The sequence below is a fragment of the Streptomyces sp. NPDC002835 genome, assembly GCF_053591995.1.
Genome location: NZ_JBSFUW010000016.1, coordinates 65,806 through 89,790, shown reverse-complemented (window position 1 = coordinate 89,790; position 23,985 = coordinate 65,806). Strand labels below are relative to the sequence as shown.

The 23,985-nt window shown below is 73.1% G+C and carries 21 protein-coding genes; 13 read left to right on the top strand and 8 right to left on the bottom strand.

All coding sequences use genetic code 11. From position 1 onward, the window contains the following. Nucleotides 1-7 precede the first annotated feature (7 nt). The 5 genes from ACWD01_RS19400 (at nt 8) to ACWD01_RS19380 (ending at nt 6,094) form a co-directional block, all read left to right on the top strand. Nucleotides 8-1,948, top strand: coding sequence for an acetyl/propionyl/methylcrotonyl-CoA carboxylase subunit alpha (locus ACWD01_RS19400; RefSeq protein WP_451163363.1), 1,941 nt, complete (start codon nt 8-10; stop codon nt 1,946-1,948). After that, nucleotides 1,945-3,075 (top strand): acyl-CoA dehydrogenase family protein, encoded by a 1,131-nt coding sequence (locus tag ACWD01_RS19395; protein WP_451163361.1) that lies wholly within the window; start codon nt 1,945-1,947, stop codon nt 3,073-3,075. Before ACWD01_RS19400 ends, ACWD01_RS19395 begins: the two co-directional genes overlap by 4 nt. Nucleotides 3,076-3,120: 45 nt before the next feature. Continuing rightward, nucleotides 3,121-4,704, top strand: a complete 1,584-nt coding sequence (locus ACWD01_RS19390) for a 4-coumarate--CoA ligase family protein (protein WP_451163359.1) — start codon at nt 3,121-3,123, stop codon at nt 4,702-4,704. Between the two features lie 77 nt (nt 4,705-4,781). Continuing rightward, nucleotides 4,782-5,513 carry an enoyl-CoA hydratase family protein gene (locus tag ACWD01_RS19385; RefSeq protein ID WP_451163357.1) on the top strand — a complete coding sequence of 244 codons (732 nt, stop codon included), beginning with the start codon at nt 4,782-4,784 and terminating at the stop codon, nt 5,511-5,513. After that, nucleotides 5,501-6,094, top strand: a complete 594-nt coding sequence (locus tag ACWD01_RS19380) for a TetR/AcrR family transcriptional regulator (RefSeq protein ID WP_356898363.1) — start codon at nt 5,501-5,503, stop codon at nt 6,092-6,094. Before ACWD01_RS19385 ends, ACWD01_RS19380 begins: the two co-directional genes overlap by 13 nt. On the opposite strand, the gene ACWD01_RS19375 is transcribed toward ACWD01_RS19380, so the two are convergent. Genes ACWD01_RS19375 through ACWD01_RS19365 form a run of 3 tightly spaced genes read right to left on the bottom strand, consistent with a single transcriptional unit; the run spans nt 6,091 to nt 7,875 of the window. Next, nucleotides 6,091-6,495: a type II toxin-antitoxin system VapC family toxin gene (locus ACWD01_RS19375; protein ID WP_451163355.1), complete on the bottom strand. Its 405-nt coding sequence runs from the start codon at nt 6,493-6,495 to the stop codon at nt 6,091-6,093. The two genes, ACWD01_RS19380 and ACWD01_RS19375, sit on opposite strands and share 4 nt — an antisense overlap. Then, entirely contained in the window at nt 6,492-6,728 is a 237-nt protein-coding gene (locus tag ACWD01_RS19370) for a FitA-like ribbon-helix-helix domain-containing protein (RefSeq protein WP_451163353.1), read from the bottom strand. Before ACWD01_RS19370 ends, ACWD01_RS19375 begins: the two co-directional genes overlap by 4 nt. A gap of 46 nt (nt 6,729-6,774) precedes the next feature. After that, the gene (locus tag ACWD01_RS19365) at nt 6,775-7,875 is read right to left on the bottom strand and encodes a citrate synthase 2 (protein WP_451163351.1); all 1,101 of its coding nucleotides are present in this window, start codon (nt 7,873-7,875) and stop codon (nt 6,775-6,777) included. Between the two features lie 428 nt (nt 7,876-8,303). On the opposite strand from ACWD01_RS19365, the gene pdxH reads away from it, so the two are divergent. After that, on the top strand, nt 8,304-8,939 hold the full coding sequence (gene pdxH, locus ACWD01_RS19360) for a pyridoxamine 5'-phosphate oxidase (RefSeq protein WP_451163489.1): 636 nt from the start codon (nt 8,304-8,306) through the stop codon (nt 8,937-8,939). A gap of 535 nt (nt 8,940-9,474) precedes the next feature. Further along, nucleotides 9,475-10,824 (top strand): PAS domain-containing protein, encoded by a 1,350-nt coding sequence (locus ACWD01_RS19355; protein WP_451163349.1) that lies wholly within the window; start codon nt 9,475-9,477, stop codon nt 10,822-10,824. Nucleotides 10,825-11,130: 306 nt separating this feature from the next. On the opposite strand, the gene ACWD01_RS19350 is transcribed toward ACWD01_RS19355, so the two are convergent. After that, the gene (locus ACWD01_RS19350; protein ID WP_451163347.1) at nt 11,131-11,886 is read right to left on the bottom strand and encodes an SIS domain-containing protein; all 756 of its coding nucleotides are present in this window, start codon (nt 11,884-11,886) and stop codon (nt 11,131-11,133) included. A 190-nt stretch (nt 11,887-12,076) separates the two neighbouring features. Between ACWD01_RS19350 and ACWD01_RS19345 the strand changes: the two genes are divergently transcribed. The 3 genes from ACWD01_RS19345 to ACWD01_RS19335 all read left to right on the top strand — a co-directional run bounded on the left by ACWD01_RS19345 (nt 12,077) and on the right by ACWD01_RS19335 (nt 15,091). After that, nucleotides 12,077-12,769, top strand: coding sequence for a metal-dependent transcriptional regulator (locus tag ACWD01_RS19345; RefSeq protein WP_451163345.1), 693 nt, complete (start codon nt 12,077-12,079; stop codon nt 12,767-12,769). A 682-nt stretch (nt 12,770-13,451) separates the two neighbouring features. Beyond that, entirely contained in the window at nt 13,452-14,315 is an 864-nt protein-coding gene (locus ACWD01_RS19340; protein ID WP_451163343.1) for an alpha/beta fold hydrolase, read from the top strand. After that, nucleotides 14,312-15,091: a hypothetical protein gene (locus ACWD01_RS19335; protein WP_451163341.1), complete on the top strand. Its 780-nt coding sequence runs from the start codon at nt 14,312-14,314 to the stop codon at nt 15,089-15,091. The genes ACWD01_RS19340 and ACWD01_RS19335 overlap by 4 nt, the downstream gene beginning before the upstream one ends. 26 nt (nt 15,092-15,117) lie before the next feature. Here ACWD01_RS19335 and ACWD01_RS19330 read toward each other — a convergent pair whose 3' ends face one another. The 3 genes from ACWD01_RS19330 to ACWD01_RS19320 form a co-directional block, all read right to left on the bottom strand. Next, complete coding sequence (locus tag ACWD01_RS19330; RefSeq protein WP_451163487.1) at nt 15,118-16,674, bottom strand: transporter; 1,557 nt, start codon at nt 16,672-16,674, stop codon at nt 15,118-15,120. A 44-nt stretch (nt 16,675-16,718) separates the two neighbouring features. Beyond that, on the bottom strand, nt 16,719-17,531 hold the full coding sequence (locus ACWD01_RS19325; RefSeq protein ID WP_451163339.1) for an ABC transporter ATP-binding protein: 813 nt from the start codon (nt 17,529-17,531) through the stop codon (nt 16,719-16,721). 122 nt (nt 17,532-17,653) lie between these two features. Then, nucleotides 17,654-18,331 (bottom strand): bifunctional DNA primase/polymerase, encoded by a 678-nt coding sequence (locus ACWD01_RS19320; protein WP_451163337.1) that lies wholly within the window; start codon nt 18,329-18,331, stop codon nt 17,654-17,656. A 276-nt stretch (nt 18,332-18,607) separates the two neighbouring features. Here ACWD01_RS19320 and ACWD01_RS19315 point away from each other — a divergent pair, with 276 nt between their 5' ends. Continuing rightward, complete coding sequence (locus ACWD01_RS19315; RefSeq protein ID WP_451163335.1) at nt 18,608-19,993, top strand: transcriptional regulator; 1,386 nt, start codon at nt 18,608-18,610, stop codon at nt 19,991-19,993. A gap of 172 nt (nt 19,994-20,165) precedes the next feature. Beyond that, entirely contained in the window at nt 20,166-21,908 is a 1,743-nt protein-coding gene (locus ACWD01_RS19310; protein ID WP_451163333.1) for a hypothetical protein, read from the top strand. 96 nt (nt 21,909-22,004) lie between these two features. On the opposite strand, the gene ACWD01_RS19305 is transcribed toward ACWD01_RS19310, so the two are convergent. Next, nucleotides 22,005-23,333, bottom strand: coding sequence for an ABC transporter substrate-binding protein (locus tag ACWD01_RS19305; protein WP_451163331.1), 1,329 nt, complete (start codon nt 23,331-23,333; stop codon nt 22,005-22,007). Between the two features lie 172 nt (nt 23,334-23,505). On the opposite strand from ACWD01_RS19305, the gene ACWD01_RS19300 reads away from it, so the two are divergent. Next, nucleotides 23,506-23,952, top strand: coding sequence for an SCO4402 family protein (locus tag ACWD01_RS19300; RefSeq protein ID WP_451163485.1), 447 nt, complete (start codon nt 23,506-23,508; stop codon nt 23,950-23,952). The last annotated feature ends 33 nt before the right edge of the window (nt 23,953-23,985 follow it).

Here is a 23,985-nt window from a genome sequence, read left to right as displayed (position 1 = left end):
CCCCGCTGTGATTTCCACCGTCCTTGTCGCAGGCCGCGGCGAGATCGCGTGCCGTGTCTTCCGCACCTGCCGCGAACTGGGCATCGGCACGGTCGCCGTGCACTCCGACGCGGACGCCGGCGCGCTGCACGTACGGGAGGCGGACGCGGCCGTACGGCTGCCGGGCGCCGCGCCCGCCGAGACGTATCTGCGGGGCGACCTGATCGTGAAGGCCGCCCTCGCGGCGGGCGCGGACGCCGTGCACCCCGGCTACGGATTCCTCTCCGAGAACGCCGACTTCGCGCGGGCGGTCGCCGACGCGGGGCTCGTGTGGATCGGGCCGCCGCCCGAAGCGATCGAGGCGATGGCGTCCAAGACCCGCGCCAAGAAGCTCATGGGCCTCGCGCCCCTGGACCCCGCGGCGGTCACCGACGCCGACCTCCCCGTTTTGGTGAAGGCGGCGGCGGGCGGCGGCGGCCGGGGAATGCGGGTCGTCCGATCCCTCGCCGACCTCCCCGGGGAGCTGGCGGCGGCGAGCTCGGAGGCGGCGTCGGCGTTCGGCGACGGCGAGGTGTTCGTCGAGCCGTACGTGGAGAACGGCCGCCACATCGAGGTCCAGATCATGGCCGACGCGCACGGCACGGTGTGGGCGCTCGGCACCCGCGACTGCTCGCTGCAGCGCCGCCACCAGAAGGTGATCGAGGAGTCCCCCGCGCCGGGGCTCGCGCCCGAACTGGCCGACACGCTCCACGCGCTGGCGGTCGGCGCCGCGCGCGCCGTCGACTACCGGGGCGCGGGCACGGTCGAGTTCCTCGTCGACGAGGCCGGCCGGGCCCACTTCCTGGAGATGAACACCCGCCTCCAGGTCGAACACCCGGTCACGGAGGAGGTGTTCGGCGTGGACCTGGTGGCCCTCCAACTCGCCGTCGCCGAGGGCGCCCCGCTCCCGCCGCACCCCCCGCACCCGACGGGCCACGCGATCGAGGCCCGCCTGTACGCGGAGGACCCGTCCGCGGCCTGGTCCCCCCAGACGGGCCGCCTGCACACACTGAGGTTCCCCGGCACGGCGGACGCAACCCCCACCGCGCACGCCCCCCGCGTGCGGGTCGATGCCGGGTACGGGAACGGGGACGTCGTCGGGGTGCACTACGACGCCATGGTGGCCAAGGTGGTCGTCTGGGCACCGACGCGGTCGGCGGCCGTGCGGAGGCTGGCGTGCGCGTTGCGCGGCGCGCGGATCCATGGGCCCCGGACCAACCGGGAGTTGCTCGTGGCGTCGCTCGAGCATCCCGACTTCAGCGGCGGGCGGCTCGACACCGGGTTCTACGGGCGGAACCTGGACGAGCTGACGCGTCCCGCGCCCGGCGAGGCGCACGCCGCCGTCGCCGCGGCGATCGCGGACGCCGTGGCACGCCGGGGCGCGCCCGGTGTCCCGCGGCGGCTCGGCGCCTGGCGCAACCTCGCGTCGCAGGCGCAGCTCAAGACGTACGGCGACCACGAGGTCCGCTACCGGCCCACCCGCGACGGCGGGTTCGAGCTGATCGACCGGCCCGGCGTACGGGTGGTGTCCGCGCGGCCGGACCGGGTCGCGCTCGAGACCGACGGCGTCGTACGGGACTACGACGTCGCCGTCCACGGCGGCACCGCGTACGTCGACTCGCCCGCCGGCGCCCACGCCCTCACCGTCCGGCCCCGTTTCACCGATCCGCAGGACCGGGCCGTGCCCGGTTCGCTGCTCGCGCCCATGCCCGGGACCGTCGTCCGGGTCGGCGAAGGCGTCCTCGAGGGTGTCCGGGTCGTACAGGGGCAGCCGCTCGTCTGGCTGGAGGCCATGAAGATGGAGCACCGCATCCTCTCGCCCGCCTCCGGCACGCTCACCGCGCTCCACGCCGTCCCCGGCCGCCAGGTCGAGGTCGGCGCCCTGCTCGCCGTCGTCAACGAGGAAGCACAGGAGGACACTGCGTCATGAACGCCATAGAGAGCCAGGAGCACACGGACCTGCGGCAGGCCGTCGCCGCGCTGGGCCGCCGGCACGGCAAGGACTTCGACCGGGCCACCCTGTGGGCCGAGGCGGGCAAGCTGGGCTACCTCGGGGTGAACCTCCCCGAGGAGTACGGCGGCGGAGGCGGCGGCATCAGCGAACTGTCCATCGTCCTCGAGGAGTCCGGCGCCGCCGGCTGCCCGCTCCTGATGATGATCGTGTCGCCCGCCATCTGCGCCACCGTCATCGCCCGCTTCGGCACCGACGAGCAGAAGCGGCAGTGGCTGCCCGGCCTCGCGGACGGCAGCCTCACCATGGCCTTCGGTATCACCGAGCCCGACGCCGGCTCCAACTCGCACCGGATCACCACCACCGCCCGCCGCGACGGCGACGACTGGGTCCTCACCGGCCGCAAGGTCTTCGTCTCCGGCGTCGACATCGCCGACGCCACCCTGATCGTCGGCCGCACCGAGGACGACCGCACCGGCACACTGAAGCCCTGCCTGTTCATCGTCCCCCGTGACGCCGAGGGCTTCCAGCGGTCCGTGATCGACATGGAACTCCAGGCGCAGGAGAAGCAGTTCGAGCTGGTCCTCGACGACGTGCGGCTTACGGCCGGCGCGCTCGTCGGCGACGAGGACGCCGGTCTGCTCCAGCTGTTCGCCGGGCTCAACCCCGAGCGGATCATGACCGCCGCGTTCGCCATCGGGATGGGCCGCTACGCGCTCGCGCAGGCCGTCGAGTACGCGAAGACCCGCCAGGTCTGGAAGACCCCCATCGGCGCCCACCAGGCCATCGCCCACCCGCTCGCCCAGGCCCACATCGAGCTCGAACTCGCGAAACTGATGATGCAGAAGGCCGCCGCCCTGTACGACGCGGGCGACGACACCGGCGCCGGCGAGGCCGCGAACATGGCCAAGTACGCCGCCGGTGAGGCCTGCGTCAAGGCCGTCGACCAGGCCGTGCACACCCTCGGCGGCAACGGGCTCACCCGCGAGTACGGACTCGCGAAGCTCATCGCGGCCGCCCGCGTCGCCAGAATCGCCCCGGTCAGCTGCGAAATGATCCTGAACTACGTGTCCCACCAGTCCCTGGGTCTCCCCAAGTCGTACTGACAGACGACATTCTGGCCGTTCCACCCAAACGCCGAGGGGGCCGTCATGGTGTTCCGCAGCAGATACGCAGATGTCCCGGCCGTCGTCGAACCGATCCACGAGGCCGTGCTCGCCCGCGCCGCCGAGTACGGCGACACCGTCGCCCTGATCGACGGGGTGAACGGCACCACCGTCACGTACCACCAGCTCGACCTGTTCCACCGGCGGATCGCCGCCGCGCTCGCCGAGGCCGGCCTGCGCAAGGGCGACGTGCTGGCCCTGCACAGCCCCAACACCATCGCCTACCCGGCGGTGTTCTACGGGGCGACGCGGGCCGGCGCGACCGTCACCACCGTCCACCCGCTGTGCACGGCGGAGGAGTTCGCCAAGCAGCTCCGAGACTCCTCCGCCCGCTGGGTCGTCACCGTCTCCCCCCTGCTGGAGGTGGCCCGCCGGGCGGCCGAACTCGCCGCCGGAATCGAGGAGATCTTCGTCTGCGACCAGGCCGAGGGTCATGTCAGCGTGCTCGACATGCTCGGCTCCACCGCACCGGAACCGGTTGTCGACATCGACCCGTCGGAGGACGTCGCGGCCCTGCCGTACTCGTCCGGCACCACCGGCGTCCCCAAGGGCGTGATGCTCACCCACCGCTCCGTCGCCACCAACCTGGAGCAGCTCGCGCCCCTCGCCCCGGCGGGCGTCGGGCACCGCGTCCTGGCCGTTCTCCCGTTCTTTCATATTTATGGGCTCACCGCGCTGATGAACGCCCCGCTGCGACAGGGCGCCACGGTCGTCGTGCTGCCCCGCTTCGAGCTGGACACCTTCCTCGGCGCGATCCAGGAGCACCGCATCAACGGGCTGTACGTCGCCCCGCCCATCGTCCTCGCCCTGGCCAAGCACCCCGCCGTCGCCGGCTACGACCTCTCCTCGCTGGAGTACATACTCAGCGCCGCCGCGCCCCTCGACGCGCAGCTCGCCGAGGCGTGCTCCCAGCGGCTCGGACTGCCGCCGGTGCGGCAGGCGTACGGGATGACGGAACTGTCGCCCGGCACCCATGCCGTACCGCTCGACATCGAGGACCCCCCGCCCGGCGCGGTCGGACTGCTGCTGCCCGGCACCGAGATGCGCATCCTCGACCTCGACGGCTCCGGCCGGGACCTGGGCGCCGGCGAGGAGGGCGAGATCGCCGTCCGCGGCCCGCAGGTGATGAAGGGCTACCTGGGCCGGCCCGACGCCACCGCCGCGATGATCGACGCGGACGGCTGGGTGCACACCGGCGACGTCGGACGCGTGGACGACGACGGCTGGCTGTACGTCGTCGACCGGGTCAAGGAGCTCATCAAGTACAAGGGCTTCCAGGTCGCCCCCGCCGAACTGGAGGCGCTGCTTCTCACCCACGCCTCGATCGCGGACGCGGCCGTGATCGGCGTGCACGACGACGACGGCAACGAGATCCCGAAGGCGTACGTGGTGCGCCAGCCGGGCACGGACCCGGTCACGGAGGACGACGTCCTCGCGTTCGTCGCCGAGCGCGTCGCCCCGTACAGGAAGGTCCGTCGGGTCGAGTTCATCGACGGCGTCCCGCGCGCCGCGTCGGGGAAGATCCTGCGCCGGGAACTGCGGGACCGAGAGACCGTCGCGAAGGAGTAGCGCATGACGGGTACGGGGGCCGGCAGGAAGCAGCAGCGCATGACCGGTACGAAGAAACGGGTACGAAGGAGCAGCGCATGACCGTCGCCACCGCCCACGACCGGGGCGTCACCACCCTCACCCTCGACGCCCCGGCGAACCGCAACGCCCTCTCGTCGGCGCTCGTCGGCGAGCTCGCCGGCGCGCTCACCAAGTGCGCCGACGACCCGTCCGTACGGGCGGTGGTGCTGACCCACACCGGGTCGACGTTCAGCGCGGGCGCGGACCTGAAGGCGCCGCCCAGCCCGTACGCGTTCGTCGCGCTGCTGCGGCAGATCGTGGCGCTGCCCAAGCCGGTGGTGGCGAGGGTCGCCGGCCATGTGCGGGCCGGCGGGCTCGGGCTGGTCGGGGCGTGCGACATCGCGGTGGCGACGACCGGCTCCGATTTCGCGTTCACCGAGGTCCGCATCGGCGTCGCGCCCGCCGTGATCTCCCTGCCGCTGCTGCCCCGCATGGAGCCGCGGGCGGCCGAGCGCTACTACCTCACGGGCGAGCGTTTCGGCGCCACGGAGGCGGCCCGCGGCGGGCTGCTCACCCTCGCCGCCGACGACGTCGACGAGGCGCTCGCCCCGCTCCTCGACGGGTTGCGCAGGGCCTCCCCGCAAGGGCTTGCGGCGTCGAAGCGGCTGGTCACCGCTAGGGTGCTGGAAGCCTTCGACCGGGACGCCGAAGACCTGGTCCAGCGCTCGGCGACGCTGTTCGCATCGGCCGAGGCGCGCGAGGGGATGACGGCCTTCCTCGAACGACGGGACCCCGCATGGGTGTTGTGACGCCACCGACTGCCAAGGCCCCCAAGCAGGACCGCAGCCGGGCGACCCGGCAGCGGCTGCTGGAGGCCGCGGTGGCGTGCCTGGCCGAGGTCGGCTGGGCGGGCTCCACGGTCTCGGTGGTCGCCGAGCGCGCCGGCGTCTCGCGCGGGGCGGCCCAGCACCACTTCCCGACCCGGGAGGACCTGTTCACGGCGGCGGTCGAGTACGTCGCGGAGGAGCGCTCGCAGGCGCTGCGCGAGCTCCCCTCACAGGACCGCACGGCGGTCGTCGCCGCTCTCGTCGACCTCTACACCGGGCCGCTGTTCCGCGCCGCGCTGCATCTGTGGGTGGCCGCGTCCAACGAGGAGCAGCTGCGCCCCCGGGTCACCGAGCTGGAGGCGAAGGTGGGCCGCGAGACCCACCGCATCGCCGTCCGCCTGCTCCACGCGGACGAGTCACGCCCCGGCGTCCGCGAGACCGTCCAGGGCCTCCTGGACATGGCCCGCGGCCTGGGCCTGGCCAACCTCCTCACCGACGACGCGGCCCGCCGCGAGCGGGTGGTCGCCCAGTGGTCGGCCCTGCTGGAGGAGGCGCTGGCCTAGGCGGTGCGCAGGTTCAGGATGTTGCAGCGCAGCCCTGGAGCGCCTGCGAATTTCGCGTCCACCGTGAGCAGTTCGCTGCCCAGCGATTCAGCGAGTGCAACGTACGAAGCGTCGTAGGGCCACATGTTGTGGCGCAGCTCCCAGATGCGTGGCAGGAACGGGACGTGGTCGTAGCGGCGTAGCTGCATGCGGCCCAGAAGATCGAGTGCGCGTGCCGCCTCGTCCTCAGGGAGCTTTTTGCCTCGCACGAGTCCGCGCATCACCGAAGCGCACTCCAGGTCGACGGCGTGCGGTGCCGCCAGCCGCCGACCTGACGTGTGTGACCGGACGCGCTCTGCAAGCTCGTCCGAGCCGACCAGGAATTCCACCAGGGCGGAGGTGTCGAGCACGAGCACGCTCACTCGCGCGCCTCGCGCATCTCGCTGATGACGTCACTGACGTCGTCAGCGGTGACCCGACCGCGGGCAGCGATGGAGCGAGCCTGATCCGCCGCCTCCTCCGGGGTGAGAGTTGCCGCCTCACCTGTGAGGAGCTGGAGCAGATACGCCTGCAGGGACTGGCCGGAGCGAGCGGCCCTGACCTTGAGTGTGGTCAGTGTCTCCTCCGGCACCTCGCGTACATGAACGATTGCCATGCAAGCAGTATAGTGCCATCGCTTGCGTAACGTCTCCGTGTGGCGCTTAGCCGACGATGTTGGCGAAGCCCGAGATGTCGCGCGGGCTGCGCGAACCCGGCCCGACGTAGCGGGCCGACGGGCGCACCAGTCGGCCGGTCTGCTTCTGCTCCAGGATGTGGGCCGACCAGCCGGCCGTACGGGCGCAGGTGAACATCGACGTGAACATGTGCGCCGGGACCTCCGCGAAGTCCAGCATGATCGCGGCCCAGAACTCGACGTTCGTCGCCAGCACCCGGTCCGGGCGACGGTTGTGCAGTTCCTCCAGCGCCGCCTTCTCCAGCGCCTCCGCCACCTCGAAGCGCGGCGCCGCCAGCTCCTTCGCGGTGCGGCGCAGCACGCGGGCCCGCGGGTCCTCCGCGCGGTAGACGCGGTGGCCGAAGCCCATCAGCCGCTCGCCCTTGTCCAGGGCGCGCTTCACATACGCCGTCGCGTCGCCGGTGCGCTCGATCTCCTCGATCATGCCGAGCACCCGGGACGGCGCACCGCCGTGCAGCGGGCCGGACATCGCGCCCACCGCGCCCGACAGGGCGGCGGCCACGTCGGCGCCGGTGGAGGCGATGACCCGCGCCGTGAACGTGGACGCGTTCATGCCGTGCTCGGCGGCCGAGGTCCAATACGCGTCGACGGCCTTCACATGGCGCGGGTCGGGCTCGCCGCGCCAGCGGATCATGAAGCGCTCGACGATGGACTCCGCCTTGTCGATCTCGCTCTGCGGCACCATCGGCAGCCCCTGCCCGCGGGCACTCTGTGCCACGTACGACAGCGCCATCACGGCTGCCCGCGCCAGGTCGTCCCTGGCCTGCGCGGCGTCGATGTCGAGGAGCGGCTTGAGGCCCCAGACGGGGGCGAGCATCGCCAGCGCCGACTGCACGTCGACCCGGATGTCACCGGAGTGCACCGGGATCGGGAACGGCTCGGCCGGCGGCAGACCCGGGTCGAACGCGCCGTCGACGAGCAGGCCCCACACGTTCCCGAACGAAACCTGTCCGACCAGGTCCTCGATATCGACACCCCGGTAGCGGAGTGAGCCGCCCTCCTTGTCCGGTTCGGCGATCTCCGTCTCGAACGCGACGACTCCCTCGAGTCCAGGTACGAAGTCGGACATCAGGCGGCTCCTCAAGACGTGTGCGACCAGACATGTGCGCCATGCGGCGGCCGACGGTCGTGGGTCGGTCACCCCGGTGATGCCCCGTACGGTCCCGTTTGTCACCGGACCGCCGGGAGGCAGGCACGATATCCCTGCTCCACATCCCTGCGCGGTATCCCCTGCTGTATGGAGGCAACAGTGGCCAGACCCAAGATTTTGGCCGGTTCCACGGGTGCGGGGAAGCGTGATGTCCGGCACACTGCCCCATTTCACTCCCGGAGGATTGACGGCACTCCGTGCCGGGCAGACTCGGTCCCTGCGGCAGGATGTGCTGCGTGACCGACCACGCCGCCGCCCCCGAACCCGGCTCCTCGGACGTGACCGTCGCGGGCCTGCCCGCGCCCGACCCGGCGGAGACGGAGCTCGTCGTCCCCGACCCCGCCGTCATGCGCGAGCAGTACCGCTCCACGCCGCTCGACGAGAGCGCCCTCGCCGCCGGCCCCATGGAGCAGTTCGCCCGGTGGTTCGCCGAGGCCGCCGCGGCCGCCCTGCTGGAGCCCAACGCGATGATCGTCTCGACGGCCACGCCCGACGGCCGGCCCTCCTCGCGCACCGTGCTGCTCAAGCACTACGACGAACGCGGCTTCGTCTTCTTCACCAACTACGAGTCCCGCAAGGGCCGCGAGATCGACGCCAACCCGTACGTCTCGCTGCTCTTCCCGTGGCACCCGCTGGAGCGCCAGATCATCGTCGACGGCAGGGCGTCCCGCATCGGCCGCGACGAGACCGCCGCGTACTTCCGCACCCGCCCGTACGGCTCCCAGCTCGGCGCGTGGGCGAGCGACCAGTCCACGGTGATCGCCTCCCGCGAGGAGCTGCTGCGGCGCTACGAAGAACTGAACGCCCGCTACCCGGAGACCGCACAGGTCCCGGCCCCCGCGCACTGGGGCGGCATCCGCGTCGTCCCCGACCGCGTCGAGTTCTGGCAGGGCCACGAGAACCGCCTCCACGACCGCCTGCGCTACGTCCGCACGGACTCCGGCCCGGACGCCGGCTGGCGCGTCGAGCGCCTGGCGCCGTAGGGGCCGCGTCCCTCAGGACCCGGCCCTGGCCGCGCTGAGCGCCCTGCTCGTGGCGGCGGCGGTGATACTGCGCGTGGGCGAGGCCCGGTCGCAGTGCACGGGGAGGCTGAGTCCGGCCTGACGCCTTTCAGGGGCGGGCCGGGAACGCAGACGACCCGTGGGCCTTGGTCCCTCCGTCCGGACGGAGGGAGCCGGCCGGACTTACCGGCGGCCCACGGGTCGGGTGACTGCTTGGGTTTTCGGCAGACAGCCTGCCGAGGTGCACAGAGTGCGACGGCAGGCGTCAGCCCGCAGCCACCTCGCTTGTCCGGTAAGAAATCACTTCCGGATCACCTCCTTTCTGAGCGTGCCCACACCCTAAGAACCGGTGCCGGGCCGGTTCAAGCGATTTAACGCATCCCTTTTCTCGCGGGCGGCGGGGTCCGTGGATCGCGGGGGCCGGGGATTTTGGGGAACCGGGTGTGCCGTGGGTCACGTTGACGTTGAATGAGGACAGGCATCGGCGCACGTGGACAGTCCTGCAGGGGGTCCCGGGATGAGTGCTTCCAGGAGTGAGACCACCGACGCACCCGGCGCCGGCGGGCCCGAGCCGGAGCCGGGCGGGGCCGAGCTGCTCGCGGCGCTGCTCGACGGGATGGACGCGGCGCTGTGCGCGTTCGACGCCGGCGGGACCGTGACGCACTGGAACCGCGAGGCGGAGCGCATCCTCGGCTGGTCGGCGGCGGAGGCAGTCGGGCGGCGGGGCTTCGCCGGGTGGGCCGTGCGGAGTGCGGACGCCGGTGAGGTGCAGGGGCGGCTGATGGCCGCGATGGACGCGCCCGGGCGGCAGGTGCACGAGTTCGCGCTGCTGCGGAAGGACGGCGGGCGGGTCCTCGTACGGACTCAGTCGGCGCGGGTGCTCGGCGCGGACGGCAGGCCCGCCGGGGTGTACTGCGCGTTCAGCGAGGTGCACGCCCAGATAGACCTGGAGCGGTCCATCGCGCTGAGCGAGGCGTTGTTCGACGAGGCCTCGTGGGGCGTCGTCCTGGTCGACGTGGATCTCCGTCCCGCCGTCGTCAACGGCGAGGCCGCCCGTGCGCTCGGGGCGGGCCGGTCCTCCGTGCTGGGGCGGCCGCTCGGCGAGCTGCTGGCGCAGGGCGTCGAGGAGCTGGAGGGCGCGCTGCACCATGTGCTGGCGGAAGGCCCGCCGCGCGGACTCGCGGACCTGTGGGTGGTCGTCGCGGGCGCGGACGGGCAGGAGCAGCGGCGCTGCTGGCGCAGCGGGTTCCTGCGGCTGGCCTCCCCGCTGGCGGAGGAACCGGTGCCGCTCGGTGTGGGGTGGCTGTTCCACGACGTCACGGACGCCAAGCTGGCCGAGCAGGAGGCGAACAGGCTGCGGTTCCGGGCCGGGCAACTCCACCGGGCGGGGCGGGCGGCCGCCGAGTGCGAGGACCCGCTCGAGGCGGCGACCGTGTACCTCGACTTCGCGCTGGCCGGCTTCGCCGATCACGTCCTGCTCGACGTGGCGGAGAACGACGGCGAGCGCCTGGTCCGGGCCGCGGCGTCACCGGCCGGCGCGCCGGGCCCCTGCGCGGGCGTGGCGGGCGGCGGGCTGCCGGTGCGGTACGCGCCCGGGCATCCCGCGTTCCAGGCGGTGGAGCGGGTCGGCTCGGTACGGGCCAGCGGCACGCCCGGGGAGTGGGCGGAGCGCCGCCGGTGGCCGCCGGACGCGGCGCACGCCCTGTGCACGGTGCTGCGCAGCCGCGGCCGTACGGTCGGCGTCCTCACCTTCCTCCGGGGCGCGGCCCGCCCGGCGTTCGAGCGCCCGGACGCGGTGTACGCGGAGAGCGTGGCGGCGCTGGCGGGGGCGGCGCTGGATCTGGGGCGGGTGGTGGGGGAGCGGTGACGGCGCGCCTGCGGCGGGGCCATTTCCCCACCCCGCCCCTTCCCGTAACCGGGCTCTGCCCGGGCCCGCGCCTCAAACGCCGGCGGGGCTGACACAGTCAGCCCGGCCTGGGGGTACTCCCCCTACGCCTGGCGGCGTGGGAGGTGCCCCCACCCACGGCCGCCAGGCCGTAGGGGGAGATTGAGGGCACGGCCGAAGGCCGTACGGGGTCCGGGGGCTTGCCCCCCACGCGGCGGAGCCGCACATCGGTACAGCGGGAAGGGGCGGGTAGGGGAAAACGCCCCTGCGCAGCGGGCCCCCGCCGCCTCACTGGTGGTAGAAGATCCGGTCCCCGTACTCCTCCATCACCCGCCCGTTCCACTCGTGCCCCCCGTCCACGTTCCCCGACCGCAGCAGCGGCGGTTCGATGCCGCGCTCCGCGAGGCGTTCCGCCGCCGCCGCCATCGTCGCCTGCATCAGCGCGCTGGTGACGACCGTCGAGGCCGGGGCGAACGGGGCCTCGATGGACGGGTGGGTCAGTTCGGCGTCGCCGACCGGGATGTGGGAGTCGAGGACGATGTCGCAGTGGTCCTTGAGGAAGGTGCCCGAGACGTGCCGGGACTTGGTCTCCTGGGCGTACGCGACCGAGGTGACGCCGATCACCGTGAGGCCGAGGGCGCGGGCGTGCGTGGCCATCTCGACGGGCAGGGCGTTGCGGCCGGAGAGGGAGATGACGACGAGGAGGTCGCCGGAGCGGGCCGGGCCGGAGTCCAGGACCGCGGTGGCGAGGCCGTCGACGCGTTCCAGCGCGGAGCCGAGCGTGGCGGGCATGACGTCGACGCCGACGACGCCCGGGACGGCGAGCAGGTTCATCAGGGCGAGGCCGCCGGCGCGGTAGACGACGTCCTGGGCGGGGAGCGAGGAGTGCCCGGCGCCGAACGCGAAGAGCCGGCCGCCCGCAGCCACGGTGTCGGCGACGGCGGTCCCGGCGGCTGCGATGTTCGCGGACTCCTCGTCCCGTACGCGCTGCAGCAGACCGATCGCGGCGTCGAAGAACTGACCGGCCAGCTTGCTCTCGCTCATCGCCGAGCCCTTTCCGCAGGGGGTGGATCAGTACGGGGCGGTCCCCGTGTCGCGGATCACGTTGCGGTCTGGACCATTGCGCTGTCAATACGGTCTCGACCGGGCGCGCACGGTTGTCGGCGGGATGCGCAAGAATTGAGGGCGGGGCCAGCGGACGACTGATTTCAAGTCACAGCATCGAGGGGCACGTATGTCCGGACTGATCGACACGACGGAGATGTATCTCCGCACCATCCTCGAGCTCGAGGAGGAGGGTGTGGTTCCCATGCGGGCCCGGATCGCGGAGCGGCTCGACCAGAGCGGTCCGACGGTCAGCCAGACCGTGGCGCGGATGGAGCGCGACGGACTGGTGATGGTGGCGGGCGACCGGCACCTGGAGCTGACCGGTGAAGGACGCCAGCTGGCCACACGCGTGATGCGCAAGCACCGGCTCGCCGAGTGTCTGCTCGTCGACGTCATCGGGCTGGAGTGGGAGCAGGTCCACGCAGAGGCGTGCCGCTGGGAGCACGTGATGAGCGAGGCGGTGGAGCGCCGGGTGCTGGAGCTGTTGCGGCACCCGACGGAGTCGCCGTACGGGAACCCGATCCCGGGTCTCGAGGAGTTGGGCGAGAAGGCCGAGGCCGACCCGTTCCTGGACGACAGCATGGTCTCCCTGGCCGAGCTGGACCCGGGTCCGGACGGCAAGACGGTGGTCGTGCGGCGGATCGGCGAGCCGATCCAGACCGACGCGCAGTTGATGTACACGCTGCGGCGGGCGGGCGTGCAGCCCGGTTCCGTGGTGAGCGTGACGGAGTCCGCGGGCGGAGTGCTCGTGGGCAGCAGCGGTGAGGCGGCGGAGCTGGCGGCCGACGTGGCGTCGCACGTGTTCGTCGCGAAGCGCTGACGCCGGGTCAAGGCGTAAGCCTGGTAAGGCCCGTAGGGCGCGCAAGGCACTCAAGGCCGCGCACCGGCCCCGCATCCTCCTCGGAGGGTGCGGGGCCGGTTCCGTTCCGGGTGTCCGGGGCCGGTTTCCGTCCGGAATGGCAGCGGCCGGGCGAATCGCGTGCCACTCTGTGGCTGAGGCATATGACCACGGACGGGGATGGGGACCCCACCGAGGGTGAGGGAGGGGATCACGGTGATGCGCCCGTCGTACGCCCCGCGCGAGAACCGGCGCGTTCGCCGGTACGGAACCGGGCACGGGATCGGGCACGGAACCGGGCGCGGAAGCCTGCCCGGCCGCCGATGTGGTGCTCCATGCGCCGCGCCGGCTCGTCCGTCTGGACCCCCCGGTACAGAGGGGTCCCGGCGCCCGAAGGCGCCGGGACCTGTCCTCCCCTGTGCTGACCCGGAGCCCCGAGCTCCCAGGGTCAGTCCCCACGGGCCTCTTTCCCCGAGCGGCCCGCCTCCCGCTGAAGATCTCCCCTCGGTGGCGCGAGTCAATCCCCGCAAGTGGTCACTCGAATGAGGGGTGTTGCGCGGCAGAAACGCGTTTTCGAATACAAGTTCGATAGTCTGGCAGGGTTCGACACGAGGCTCGCTGCGAGCCAGTCCGACTCGGGGGAGAAGAGGGGGTGCCAGGACCGATGGTGCGACGCATCGACGTGACCGGAACAGGTGGCGTACGCCTGGCTGCCTGGGAGTTCGCGGACCCGCCGAAGGGTCGCGCGGAGGGCGAGCACGCCCCGGGGGTCTTATTGCTCCACGGCCTGATGGGGCGCGCCTCCCACTGGGCGTCCACGGCCCGGTGGCTCAGCGAGCGCCATCGCGCGGTGGCGCTCGACCAGCGGGGCCACGGCCGGAGCGACAAGCCGGCGGACGGGCCGTACACCCGTGAGGCGTACGTGGCGGACGCCGAGGCCGCGATCGAGCAACTCGGCCTCGCGCCGGTGACGTTGGTCGGCCATGCGATGGGTGCCCTCACCGCGTGGCAACTGGCCGCGAAGCGGCCGGACCTGGTCCAGGCGCTGGTCATCTGCGACATGCGCGCCTCGGCGCTCGGCGCCGCGACGCAGCGGGAGTGGGAGGCCTGGTTCCGCTCCTGGCCCGTACCGTTCGCCACCCTGGCGGACGTCCGCAAGTGGTTCGGCGAGGACGACCCCCGGGTCGAGCGGCCGAACCCGGCCCGCGGCGAGTTCTTCGCCGAGATCATGGCCGAGCGGGCCGACGGCTGGCGGCCGGTGTTCTCCCGCCGCCAGATGCTCGTCTCGCGTGCGACCTGGGTCCACGACGCCCACTGGGAGGAGCTCGCCCAGGTCCGCTGCCCCACCCTGGTCGTCCGCGGCCTTGACGGCGAACTGGGCCGCGCCGAGGCCCAGGAGATGGTCCGCGTCCTGCCCCGCGGCCAGTACGGAGAGGTGTCCGAGGCCGGCCATCTCGTCCACTACGACTGCCCGTCCGGCTGGCGCACGGCGATCGAGTCCTTCCTGGACGGCGTGCTGACGCCGTGACGGCGTCCGGCCCGCCCGCCGGCCCGGCGGAGCTGCAGATCGCCGAGGTCCGTTCCACGGACGGAAGCTCCGCCGTGTGCGTCGTACGGTGCGTGGGCGGCGTCGCCCGGATCGGGCAGGTGTACGAGGGCGGGCGCGCGGTGCTGGAGCGGATCGACCAGTACGGCCGGCCGGTGGCCCGCCTGGACCCGCCGCACAGCGCGCGGGTGCGTCTCTCCGGCGCGGGCGTGGCCGGGCTCCGCGGCCGGATGGTCCTCTCCACGGACGGCCCCCGCCGTTACGGCTACGTCGGTCCGGCGGAGATCTGGCTTGCCGCGGAGCACGCGCCGCACGGGTGGATCGTACGCAGTGCCGAGGACTTCCGCGCATGGGCCGAGGAGCGCGAGCCGGCGGAGTTCGCGGAGCCGTTCACGTACGTCGTCGACGCCGACGGTCTTCTCCGGCTGGCCGCCCGGCGCAGTGAACATGTCGCCTGCGCCGGGCGGGACAGCGTCCGTGCGGCCGGGGAGGTCGCCTTCCGGCGTGACGACGGAGGCGGCTGGGCGGTGGCCGAGGTCAGCAACCAGTCCACCGGCTACTGCCCCGACCCCGACTGCTGGCCGTCCGTCGCCGCCGCCCTCGACCGCGCGGGGGTCGCGAGGCCGGAGCGGTTCACCCAGGAGATCGTCTTCCGCCGCTGCACGGGGTGCGGCGAAGTGAGCATCGTGCGCGAGGGCGACTTCGTGTGCGTCCTCTGCGGACAGGACCTCCCCGGGGCGGCACCTCCGGGCGCGTGACCCGAGAGGCGCCGGTGCCCGTCCCGTCAGCCCTTGCTGACCGCCGTCAGGATCTCCGGCAGCCGCCGCGCCGTCTGCGGGGCCGCGATGCGGACGCCCGCCCAGGCGAGGAGCGCGCCGTATGCCGTGCCCGTCGGGAACAGGAGCCACTGGGCGCCGGTGTCCGCGCCGGCGGAGGCGTTCAGCATGATCGTGAGGATGATCACCGGGGCGCACAGCAGGGCCGCCATGACCATGCCGCCGAGGATCGGGAGCCAGGCGAGAGCGCCCTGACCCGGGGCCGCGTTCTTGTACGCGCTGTCCTGCGGGATCGAGTACGGGAAGCGGGCCGACGACAGGGCGCCCGTCGCCAGCATCGCGCCGAGCAGGGCGAACGACAGGCCCAGCACCTCGGGAACGTCGTGCCAGCGGCCGAGCACCGCCGCGGTGAGCACCGACACCAGCGCCATGTACGGGACGGTGATGACGAGCAGGGCCAGGGCGCGCGCCCGCAGTTCCTCGTACGCGTCGCGCGTGGAGGAGATCGTCAGGGCCACCATCCAGAAGGCCGAGGTGTCCTGGCCGAACTGGTTGTACGTCATGATGCCGAGCATCCCGGCGGCGAAGCATGCGAAGTAGATCGAGCCGGTGCCCTGCAGCGCGTTGAAGATCGGCACGATCAGGCCGATCGCCAGGGACGACACCCAGGCGCCCTTCGTCTTGGGGTCGCGCCAGATGTAGAGGAAGTAGCGCTGCATCACCGTCCCCGTGCGGCCCGCCGGGAGCATCCCGTGCAGCCGGCCGGCGGCGGAGGACTTACGGGTGGGCTCCGACGCCGCGGCGAGCGTCGAGCCGTCCGGGGCGGTCATCAGCTTCGTCAGGCTTTGCCGCCACGACCGCAGCAGCAGTGCGAGCGCCAGGGCGGACAGGGCGAGTTGGGCGAGCGCCGTGCCGTACGCGCCGTCGCTCGCGGAGTCCACGGCGCCGATCGCGGACGCCGGCGGGAGCCACCGTACGACCGACGCCGCCGGGTCCAGCGCGGCGAGGCCGCCCGCCTCGCCGAGGCGCTGCACCCCGAAGTTCACGAACTGGATGCCCACCGCGATCAGCAGGCCGCTGAGCACCGCCAGGTCGCGGCCCTTGCGGGAGGTGAGGAGCCGGATGTTGGCGGCCGCGACGGTGCGGGCCAGCGCCAGGCAGACCAGCAGCGCCAGCGGCACGGCGACGACGGACACGAGCAGGGCGGCGACGCCGTGCGAGACCGCGACGGCCGAACCGACGACCACGCAGAGCGTGAACAGCGGGCCGATGCCGACCAGCGACGCGACGAGCAGCGCGGTCACCAGCGGCGCGGGGCGCAGCGGCAGCATGACCAGGCGCGTCGGGTCCAGTGTCTCGTCGCCGCTCGGGAAGAACAGCGGCAGCACCGCCCAGCCGAGCGCCAGCAGGCCCGTGAGGAGGACGACGAGCGACATGGCGTGCTCGTTGCCGCGCAGCACCACCAGACCCAGCAGCAGGAGCGCCGAGATCAGCAGCACCAGCACCATGGAGGTCACGAACACGGCCGTACGGGTCGACGACTGCCGCAGCCCGTTGCGCAGCATCGACAGCTTCAGCCGTACGAAGACGGAGGTCAGGGACGCCGTACTCAACGGGCACCGCCCCCGAGCCAGTCCAGCGACTCCCCGCTGTCCCGGCCCTGCGCGCCGACCAGTTCCAGGAACGCGGCCTGCAGCGACGGCGCGTCGCCGCGGACCTCGGCCAGCGGGCCCTGCGCGCGGATCGTGCCCGCCGCCATCACCGCGACCCAGTCGCACAGCGACTCGACCAGCTCCATCACATGGCTGGAGAAGACGACGGTCGCGCCGGAGGCCGTGTACCGCTCGAGCACTCCGCGGATCGTCTGCGCGGACACCGGGTCGACGCCCTCGAACGGCTCGTCCAGGAACAGCACTTCGGGGTTGTGCAGCAGCGCGGCGGCGAGGCCGATCTTCTTGCGCATACCGGTCGAGTAGTCGACGACCAGTTTGTGCTGCGCCCCCGCGAGGTCCAGTACGTCCAGCAGCTGGCCGGCCCGCTTGTCGACCTCGTCGCCCGGCAGGCCGCGCAACCGGCCGTTGTAGGCGAGCAGTTCGCGCCCCGACAGCCGCTCGAAGAGCCGCAGGCCCTCCGGCAGCACGCCGATCCGCGACTTGACCTCCACCGGGTCCTGCCACACGTCGTGGCCGGCGACCAGCACCCGGCCGTGGTCGGGGCGGAGCAGGCCCGTGACCATCGACAGGGTGGTCGTCTTGCCCGCGCCGTTCGGCCCGACCAGGCCGATGAAGCTGCCCGCGGGCAGGGCCAGATCGATCCCGGCGACGGCGATCTGCTCGCCGAACCGCTTCCACAGCCCTTCGACGTGCACGGCGGGCGGAGCCGTACGCGCTCCGCCCGCCCGGTCGACCGTCTCGTTCGGCATGTGTTCTCGCGCCTTTCGAAGTCCCCGTGGGTGCCGTGCGGCACCGATGTACGGGGTCCACCCTACGGACGCGTTCGAACACGGCACCGCCCCCGGTATCGGCCCGCGCACCGGGCGCCGCGCTAGCCCGCGCGCAACCGGGCCGCCGCAGCTTCCCTGGCGCACGCGTACGCGAGGGGGCTGATCAGCTCGTCGGCGTCCGTGAGCCAGCGGTTGGCCGGGGTGGGGCGGCGGGCCCACTGCACGGCGCCGTGGCCGCCGATCCTCGTCGGCGGGGCGGCGACGTAGTGGCCCTCGCCGCGCGCGATCAGATCGAGGGCGGCCGGGTCCCAGCCCAGCGTCCTGATCAGGCCGGGGGCCTTGAGAGCGGCGCCCGGCAGCACGAAGAAGAGCATCCGGCGGTCCGGGGTGCAGGTCACCGGACCGAGTGGGAGGTCCATCCGCTCCATGCGCGCCAGCGCCAGGAAACCGGCCGACTCCGAGACCTCGACGGCGTCGAAGGTGCGGCCGGTGGGCAGCAGTATCGAGGCCGCCGGCTGTTTCGACCACAGCCGCCGCGCGGCGGCCGCGCTGCCGGTCGCCTGGTTCGCCCAGTCCGGCCGGGACGCGTGGGCGCCCGGCAGAGGGCAGCCCGGGTCGCCGCACGAGCAGCGCTGCGCCCCCGCGGTCACCTCCAGCCAGGTGCCGGGGAACACGTCCCAGTGCCGATCTTCCGTGTACCGCACAGCGCTGTCCAGCAGCTGTTCCCCACGCTGCCGGGGGATCTGCGCGGTCTCCGTGACTCCTATGGTCTCTTCCACGACCCACTCAACTACCGCCGCAACCCCGGGTTACGGGGCGTGCCGCGGCGGAGGCCGGTGCATCGATCCTGCACGTGGGGCGCACGGGTGCACGGCCGGGGGCGCGCACGGGCCGGGGGCCGCGGGGGCGGGTAGGGGAGTGCGGTACGCCTGCGGAAAGGGAAACGACGGGGGCGCGTGGCGGCAAAAGGAACCAACCCGACCAACTCTGCATTCTCCGTATATCAGCCGGGCATTGATCAACGCATTGATCAACGCGGCACCAGGGGGTAGTTCATGGCAGCCAGGCCTCTCGTCGTCCGCCAGCCGAACGAACGGCTGCAGGCGCTCATCCAGGAAGCCGGATGCTCGAATGCCGGGCTGGCCCGGCGCGTCAACGTGGTGGGCACGGAGCGCGGCCTCGACCTGCGGTACGACAAGACCTCCGTTGCCCGCTGGCTGCGCGGCCAGCAGCCCCGGGGCCGGGCGGCGGGCATCATCGCGGAGGCGCTGGGCCGCAAACTCGGCCGTACGGTCACGATCGACGAGATCGGCATGGCCAACGGGAAGAACCTCGCCACCGGCGTCGGCCTGCAGTTCTCGCCGACGGTCCCCGGCGCGATCGAGCAGGTCTGCGAACTGTGGCGCAGCGACGTGGGCCGCCGCGACTTCCTGTCCGGCTCCGCGGTCGCCGCCTCCGCCCTCGTCGAACCGAGCCGCGACTGGCTGATCACCGGCGCGGACGCGCAGGTGGCGCGGACCGCCGGGGCACGGGTCGGGCCGCCGGACGTCGCGGCGGTCCGCGCGATGACCGCGGCGCTGACCGAGATGGACCACCGCTTCGGGAGCGGCCATGTGCGGCCCGTCGTCGTCCACTATCTGAACAGCGTGGTGTCCGGGCTGCTGTCCGGCTCGTACCGGGAGTCCGTCGGCCGGGACCTGTTCGCCGCCGTCGCGCGGCTGACGGAGCTCGCGGGCTACATGGCCGTGGACACCGGCCAGCCGGCGCTCGCCCAGCGCTACTACATCCAGGCGCTGCGCCTCGCCCAGGCCGCGGGGGACCGGGCGTACGGCGGCTATGTGCTGGCCGCGTCCATGAGCCACCTGGCGGCCGAGCTGGGCAACCCGCGCGAGATCGCCCAGCTCGCCCGGGCCGCGCAGGAGGGCGCGCGGGGGCGGGTCACGCCCCGGGTGCAGGCCATGTTCCTCGCGGCGGAGGCACGCGGGCACGCCCTGCTGGGGGACGGTCCCACCTGCGACGAGGTGGCGGCCCGGGCGGTCGCCGCGCTGGAGCGGGCCGAGCCGGGCACCGGGGACGACCCGGACTGGATCTCCCACTTCGACCAGGCCTACCTCGCCGACGAGCTGGCGCACTGCTACCGCGACCTCGGCCGTGCGCAGACCGCCGGGCAGTACGCGGCCGACGCGCTGGACGCCCTGCCCGAGTTCCGGGTCCGCCGCCGGGCGATCGGCCTGGTCCTGCTGGCGTCGGCGCAGGTGCAGCAGCGCGAGGTGGAGCAGGCGTGCCACACCGGGACGCGGGCGGTGGAGCTGCTGGACACCCTGCGCTCCAGCAGGGGCGCGGAGTATCTCGACGGCCTTCAGCTCCGGCTGGAGCCGTATGCGCAGGAGCCGCCGGTCCGGGAGTTCGCGGCGCGTCTGGAGCTGCGTACGGCGGCCTGAGCACGGGCTCCGGTCGACGGTCGCGCAGGCGTGGCGACAAGCGCTTTCCGCCCGGTGGCCACGGTGAGTTGTGTCCCCATCGTGTCACCGCTGGGGCACGTGTGTGCGGACCACTCCGGGCACCCGGTAGCGTGAGCCGACGATCGAAGCAGATCCACACGTAGGAGTCCCGGTGACGCACAGCGGACAGGGTGACGAGCAGCGGCCGCCGGCCGCGCGGCCCGCGCACGAAGGCATCGTGCTGCCCGCCGACGGAAGTGAGCCCCTCATACCGGGCACCCCGGGCGCGCAGCCGGCTCCGGCGGGTGGACAGCCGTGGGGCGCGCCCTGGGGTCCTCAGGAGCCGCCGCCGCAGCCGCCGCAGGCGGCACCCGGGTACGGCTACCCCGGCCCGCCGCCCCCGCAGGCCGAGGGCGGGCAGGCGCGGCAGGGCTACGGCTACCCCGCACAGCCACCCGCCCAGGCCGGTGGCTACGGCTACCCCGGCCCGCCGCCCGCGCAGGCCGGCGGCTACGGCTACCCCGCGCAGCCGGACCCCTACGGCGCGCAGCCGCAGCAACAGCCCGCGCAGCCGCAGCAGCAGCCCGCGCCCGGCGGCTACGCCCCGCCGCCCCCGCAGCCCGGGGCTCAGCCCCCGTACGCGGCCCACGGGGCTGCCCCGCAGGACGGCTACGGGTACGGAGCGCAGCAAGGCGCCGCCCCCCAGGGCCAGTTCGCGCCCCCGGGCGCGCTGCCGCCGCAGGACGGCTACCCGCAGTACGACACCCCTCCGCAGGGGCAGTACCCGACGCACGGCGCGCCCGCGGCCGGACCGCCGCCGCAGGGGAACCCCGGCGCCGCGCCCATGGGTGACGCCGACGCCACGCAGTACATCGCGCCCGTCGGACCCGGTGCGCTGCCGCCCGAGATGCCCGCGGAGTCGACGACCTTCCTCGGGCGCGTCGGCGCCGGCGGGCCGCAGGGCGGCCAGAGCCCGCCGAGCGCCGCCCCCCAGGGCCCCGACGCGGACGCCACGCAGTACATCGCGCCCGTGCCACCCGCGCCCCCCGGGGCGCCCTTCGGTGTCCGGCCCGGCGCTCCCGAGGACCGCCGGCCGCCCGCCGAGTTCGACAGCCTCTTCCGTTCCGAGGGCCACGGCGCGCCCGAACCGGCCGACGCCACCCAGCAGATGCCCCGCTTCGAGGAGCCGCCGCCCGGCTACCGGCAGCCCGGCCGGCCGCAGTACCAGCAGCCGGGCCGGTACGAGCCGCAGTACGCCCCCGAGCCGGAGCCGCGCCGCCGGTCCACCGCGCCGGTGGTCGCCGCGCTCGTCATCGGGTGTGCCGTGCTCGGACTCGGCGTCGCCGCCGTGATGTTCGGCGGCGACGACGACAAGGACCCGGACCCGGCCCCCGACAAGATCGTCGCGGCCGAGTCCCCCACGCCGAGTGAGGCGAGCCCCTCCGCCGAGGAGGAGGACCCGGCCGAGCCGCAGGCCAAGGAGCTCGACAAGCTCCTCGCTGACAGCAGCAGCAGCCGCGACGCCGTCGTGCGCTCGGTGCAGAACATCAGAGCGTGCAAGAACCTGGACCGGGCCACCGCGGATCTGAAGGGTGCCGCCCAGCAGCGGCGCGACCTGGTGACCCGGCTGAACGCCCTGTCCGTGGACAAGCTGCCGGACAACGCCGCGCTGACCGCGTCGCTCACCAAGGCGTGGCAGGCGTCGGCGTCCGCCGACGACCACTACGCGGCGTGGGCGCAGCAGGTCAAGGGCAAGAAGGGCTGCAAGGACGGCAAGGCGCGCGACACCAAGCAGACGGCCATGGGCAACCAGGCGAGCGGCGAGGCGACGACGGCCAAGAACCAGGCGTCGAAGCTGTGGAACGCCATCGCCCGCAAGTACGAGCTCACCGAGCGCAGCAGCCGCCAGCTCTGAGACGAAGGAAGCGCCCCCGGCCGGGAGTTCCGGGAGTTCCGGACCGGGGGCGGTGGCAGGGGCGGTGGTGGGCCGGGGCCGTGCGGCCCCGCGGGGCTACGACGCCTCCAGCAGGGTCGGGCCGACGTCCACGAAGTCCTGGCGCTGCGTCACCAGGCGGCCGTCGCGCACCACTTGGAACGTCACGCTGCTGTTGACCATCCGGGGGTAGTCGGCCGCGCCGAGCATGTCCTCGTAACCCCACCGCAGGTCCGGTGTCAGGCCGTCGGTCGACACCTTCAGGCCCTGGTCGAGGGCGTGCGAGATCTTGCCGGGGGTGATGCTGCCGCTGTCGATCGCCCGGATGACCTTGTCCAGGACGGTGTACGCGATCCAGGCGGTCTGCACGCCGGCGTCCGCCGGGTCCAGGGTGTTGTCGACGAAGGCGTGGGTGCGGATGACGTCGCGCATCCGGTCCCAGCGGGCGTCGGCGGCGTCCGGGTACCAGCCGGTGACGTAGGCGCCCTCGTAGAGGCCGTTGCGGCCGCCGGTGCTGTCGATGAGGGGCTGGCCGACGCTGCCCATGACGGACGAGATCCTGATGTCCCGGCCGTCGTCCGGCAGCCGCCGGTACGAGTCGAAGAAGGTCTCCGTACGGTCGCCGAGCGCCGCCGTGACACAGCCCGGTCGGCCGTCGTCGGCCCCGTCCTCGGTCCCGGCCCCGTCCGCGGTGCCGGCCGGCTCCACGGCCCGCTCGCGGGCCAGCCGCGCCTCGTCGGAGTAGCCGGTGGCGTTGTCGGCGGCGAGGATGTCCGCCGACTTGTGTGCCCTGCCGCGGGTCAGGCCGGCGTTGAGGAGCTCGTTCAGGTCGTCGCCGGCCAGGCTGTCCGGCCGTACGAGCGCGACATGGTCGCAGACGTCGGCCAGCTGTTCGCCGTTCCCGGCGAGCAGGGCGGCCTGGCCGCCGTTGACCGGGTAGGACAGATAGCTGGTGAACTCCTCGTCGGAGACACCGAATCCGCCGATGAAGGGGATGCCGGCCGCCTCCAGCGGCGCCATGAAGGCGTCGCCGTACTGGCTGTAGGAGCCGACCACCGCGACGGCGCCCTTGTCGACGGCCTCGCGGGCGCAGGTCGCCGCGCCCCTGGGGGTGTTCTGTTCGTTGCAGGTGATGACGCGCAGCTCGTGGCCGTCGATGCCGCCGTTGGCCTTGGCCCAGCGGGCGTACGCCTCGGCCATCGACGGCATTCCGGGCATATTGGTGGCTTTGGTGTCCTCGGGGGCGAAGGTCATGACGGTGACGGTCCCCCTGGAGCCCCCCGGGTCTCCAGGGAGGACGCCACATCCGGCGATGAGCGACGCTCCGGCCGCCGCCGCCGTACACGCCGTTCGGACTGAGAAGGTCTTGTAGGGGCGAGGGGAGGAGGGATCACGCCTACCGGTCATGACTGTGCACGCTTCCGGTCGCAGGTAACGGCACGGTGAGCGTGCTGCAACGCGGGGTGACGTCGAAGTGAATTGCCGGGGTGGGTCCGGTTGCGCGGAAGGGGAACGTACGATCGAAGGCGTGCAGCAAGGTTCGGACAACCCTTCCCGTCGCGGCCGTCGCTCCCCCACCATGGGCGGCATGCCGCTCAACGACATGCCCTGGTGGCGCTGGCGCAGCAATGTGCGCTCGGCGCTGCACATGCTTTCCGACCCCGTCTTCCACCAGGAATGCTGGCTGGCGGGCCTCGAGGGATACGGCGACGTCACGGATGCCGTGTACCGCCTGGTCGAGGACACCTGGCTGGACAACTGGTCCGCCGAGAAGTACGTCGGCACGATCTTCCGGGACTCCGCCGAGGCCGCCCTCGTGGACGTCGCCGTGCTGCGGGTGCTGCGGATCATGCACCAGGTCGGCGCGGACGCCCCGGTCTCCGCGTATCTGGAGCACCACGGCTGGCCGGAGGCCGTACGGGCGGCGCGCGACGCGCATGTGAGCATGGCCACGAGCGACGGAGAGGACCCCGACGCCCCGCCGCGCTCTCTCGAGGTGCTGCGGATCATGACGCGTTCCGCCTGACGGACGTACGCCGGACCCGGCCGCCGGATGTGG

Excerpts from the sequence above, each read along its gene's own strand:
- ACWD01_RS19395 (WP_451163361.1), top strand. The coding sequence starts at position 1,945 with ATGAACGCCATAGAGAGCCAGGAGCACACGGACCTGCGGCAGGCCGTC.
- ACWD01_RS19390 (WP_451163359.1), top strand. The coding sequence starts at position 3,121 with ATGGTGTTCCGCAGCAGATACGCAGATGTCCCGGCCGTCGTCGAACCG.
- ACWD01_RS19385 (WP_451163357.1), top strand. The coding sequence starts at position 4,782 with ATGACCGTCGCCACCGCCCACGACCGGGGCGTCACCACCCTCACCCTC.
- ACWD01_RS19380 (WP_356898363.1), top strand. The coding sequence starts at position 5,501 with ATGGGTGTTGTGACGCCACCGACTGCCAAGGCCCCCAAGCAGGACCGC.
- ACWD01_RS19370 (WP_451163353.1), bottom strand. The coding sequence starts at position 6,728 with ATGGCAATCGTTCATGTACGCGAGGTGCCGGAGGAGACACTGACCACA.
- ACWD01_RS19365 (WP_451163351.1), bottom strand. The coding sequence starts at position 7,875 with ATGTCCGACTTCGTACCTGGACTCGAGGGAGTCGTCGCGTTCGAGACG.
- pdxH (WP_451163489.1), top strand. The coding sequence starts at position 8,304 with ATGCGCGAGCAGTACCGCTCCACGCCGCTCGACGAGAGCGCCCTCGCC.
- ACWD01_RS19355 (WP_451163349.1), top strand. The coding sequence starts at position 9,475 with ATGAGTGCTTCCAGGAGTGAGACCACCGACGCACCCGGCGCCGGCGGG.
- ACWD01_RS19350 (WP_451163347.1), bottom strand. The coding sequence starts at position 11,886 with ATGAGCGAGAGCAAGCTGGCCGGTCAGTTCTTCGACGCCGCGATCGGT.
- ACWD01_RS19345 (WP_451163345.1), top strand. The coding sequence starts at position 12,077 with ATGTCCGGACTGATCGACACGACGGAGATGTATCTCCGCACCATCCTC.
- ACWD01_RS19340 (WP_451163343.1), top strand. The coding sequence starts at position 13,452 with ATGGTGCGACGCATCGACGTGACCGGAACAGGTGGCGTACGCCTGGCT.
- ACWD01_RS19330 (WP_451163487.1), bottom strand. The coding sequence starts at position 16,674 with ATGCTGCGCAACGGGCTGCGGCAGTCGTCGACCCGTACGGCCGTGTTC.
- ACWD01_RS19325 (WP_451163339.1), bottom strand. The coding sequence starts at position 17,531 with ATGCCGAACGAGACGGTCGACCGGGCGGGCGGAGCGCGTACGGCTCCG.
- ACWD01_RS19315 (WP_451163335.1), top strand. The coding sequence starts at position 18,608 with ATGGCAGCCAGGCCTCTCGTCGTCCGCCAGCCGAACGAACGGCTGCAG.
- ACWD01_RS19305 (WP_451163331.1), bottom strand. The coding sequence starts at position 23,333 with ATGACCGGTAGGCGTGATCCCTCCTCCCCTCGCCCCTACAAGACCTTC.
- ACWD01_RS19300 (WP_451163485.1), top strand. The coding sequence starts at position 23,506 with ATGGGCGGCATGCCGCTCAACGACATGCCCTGGTGGCGCTGGCGCAGC.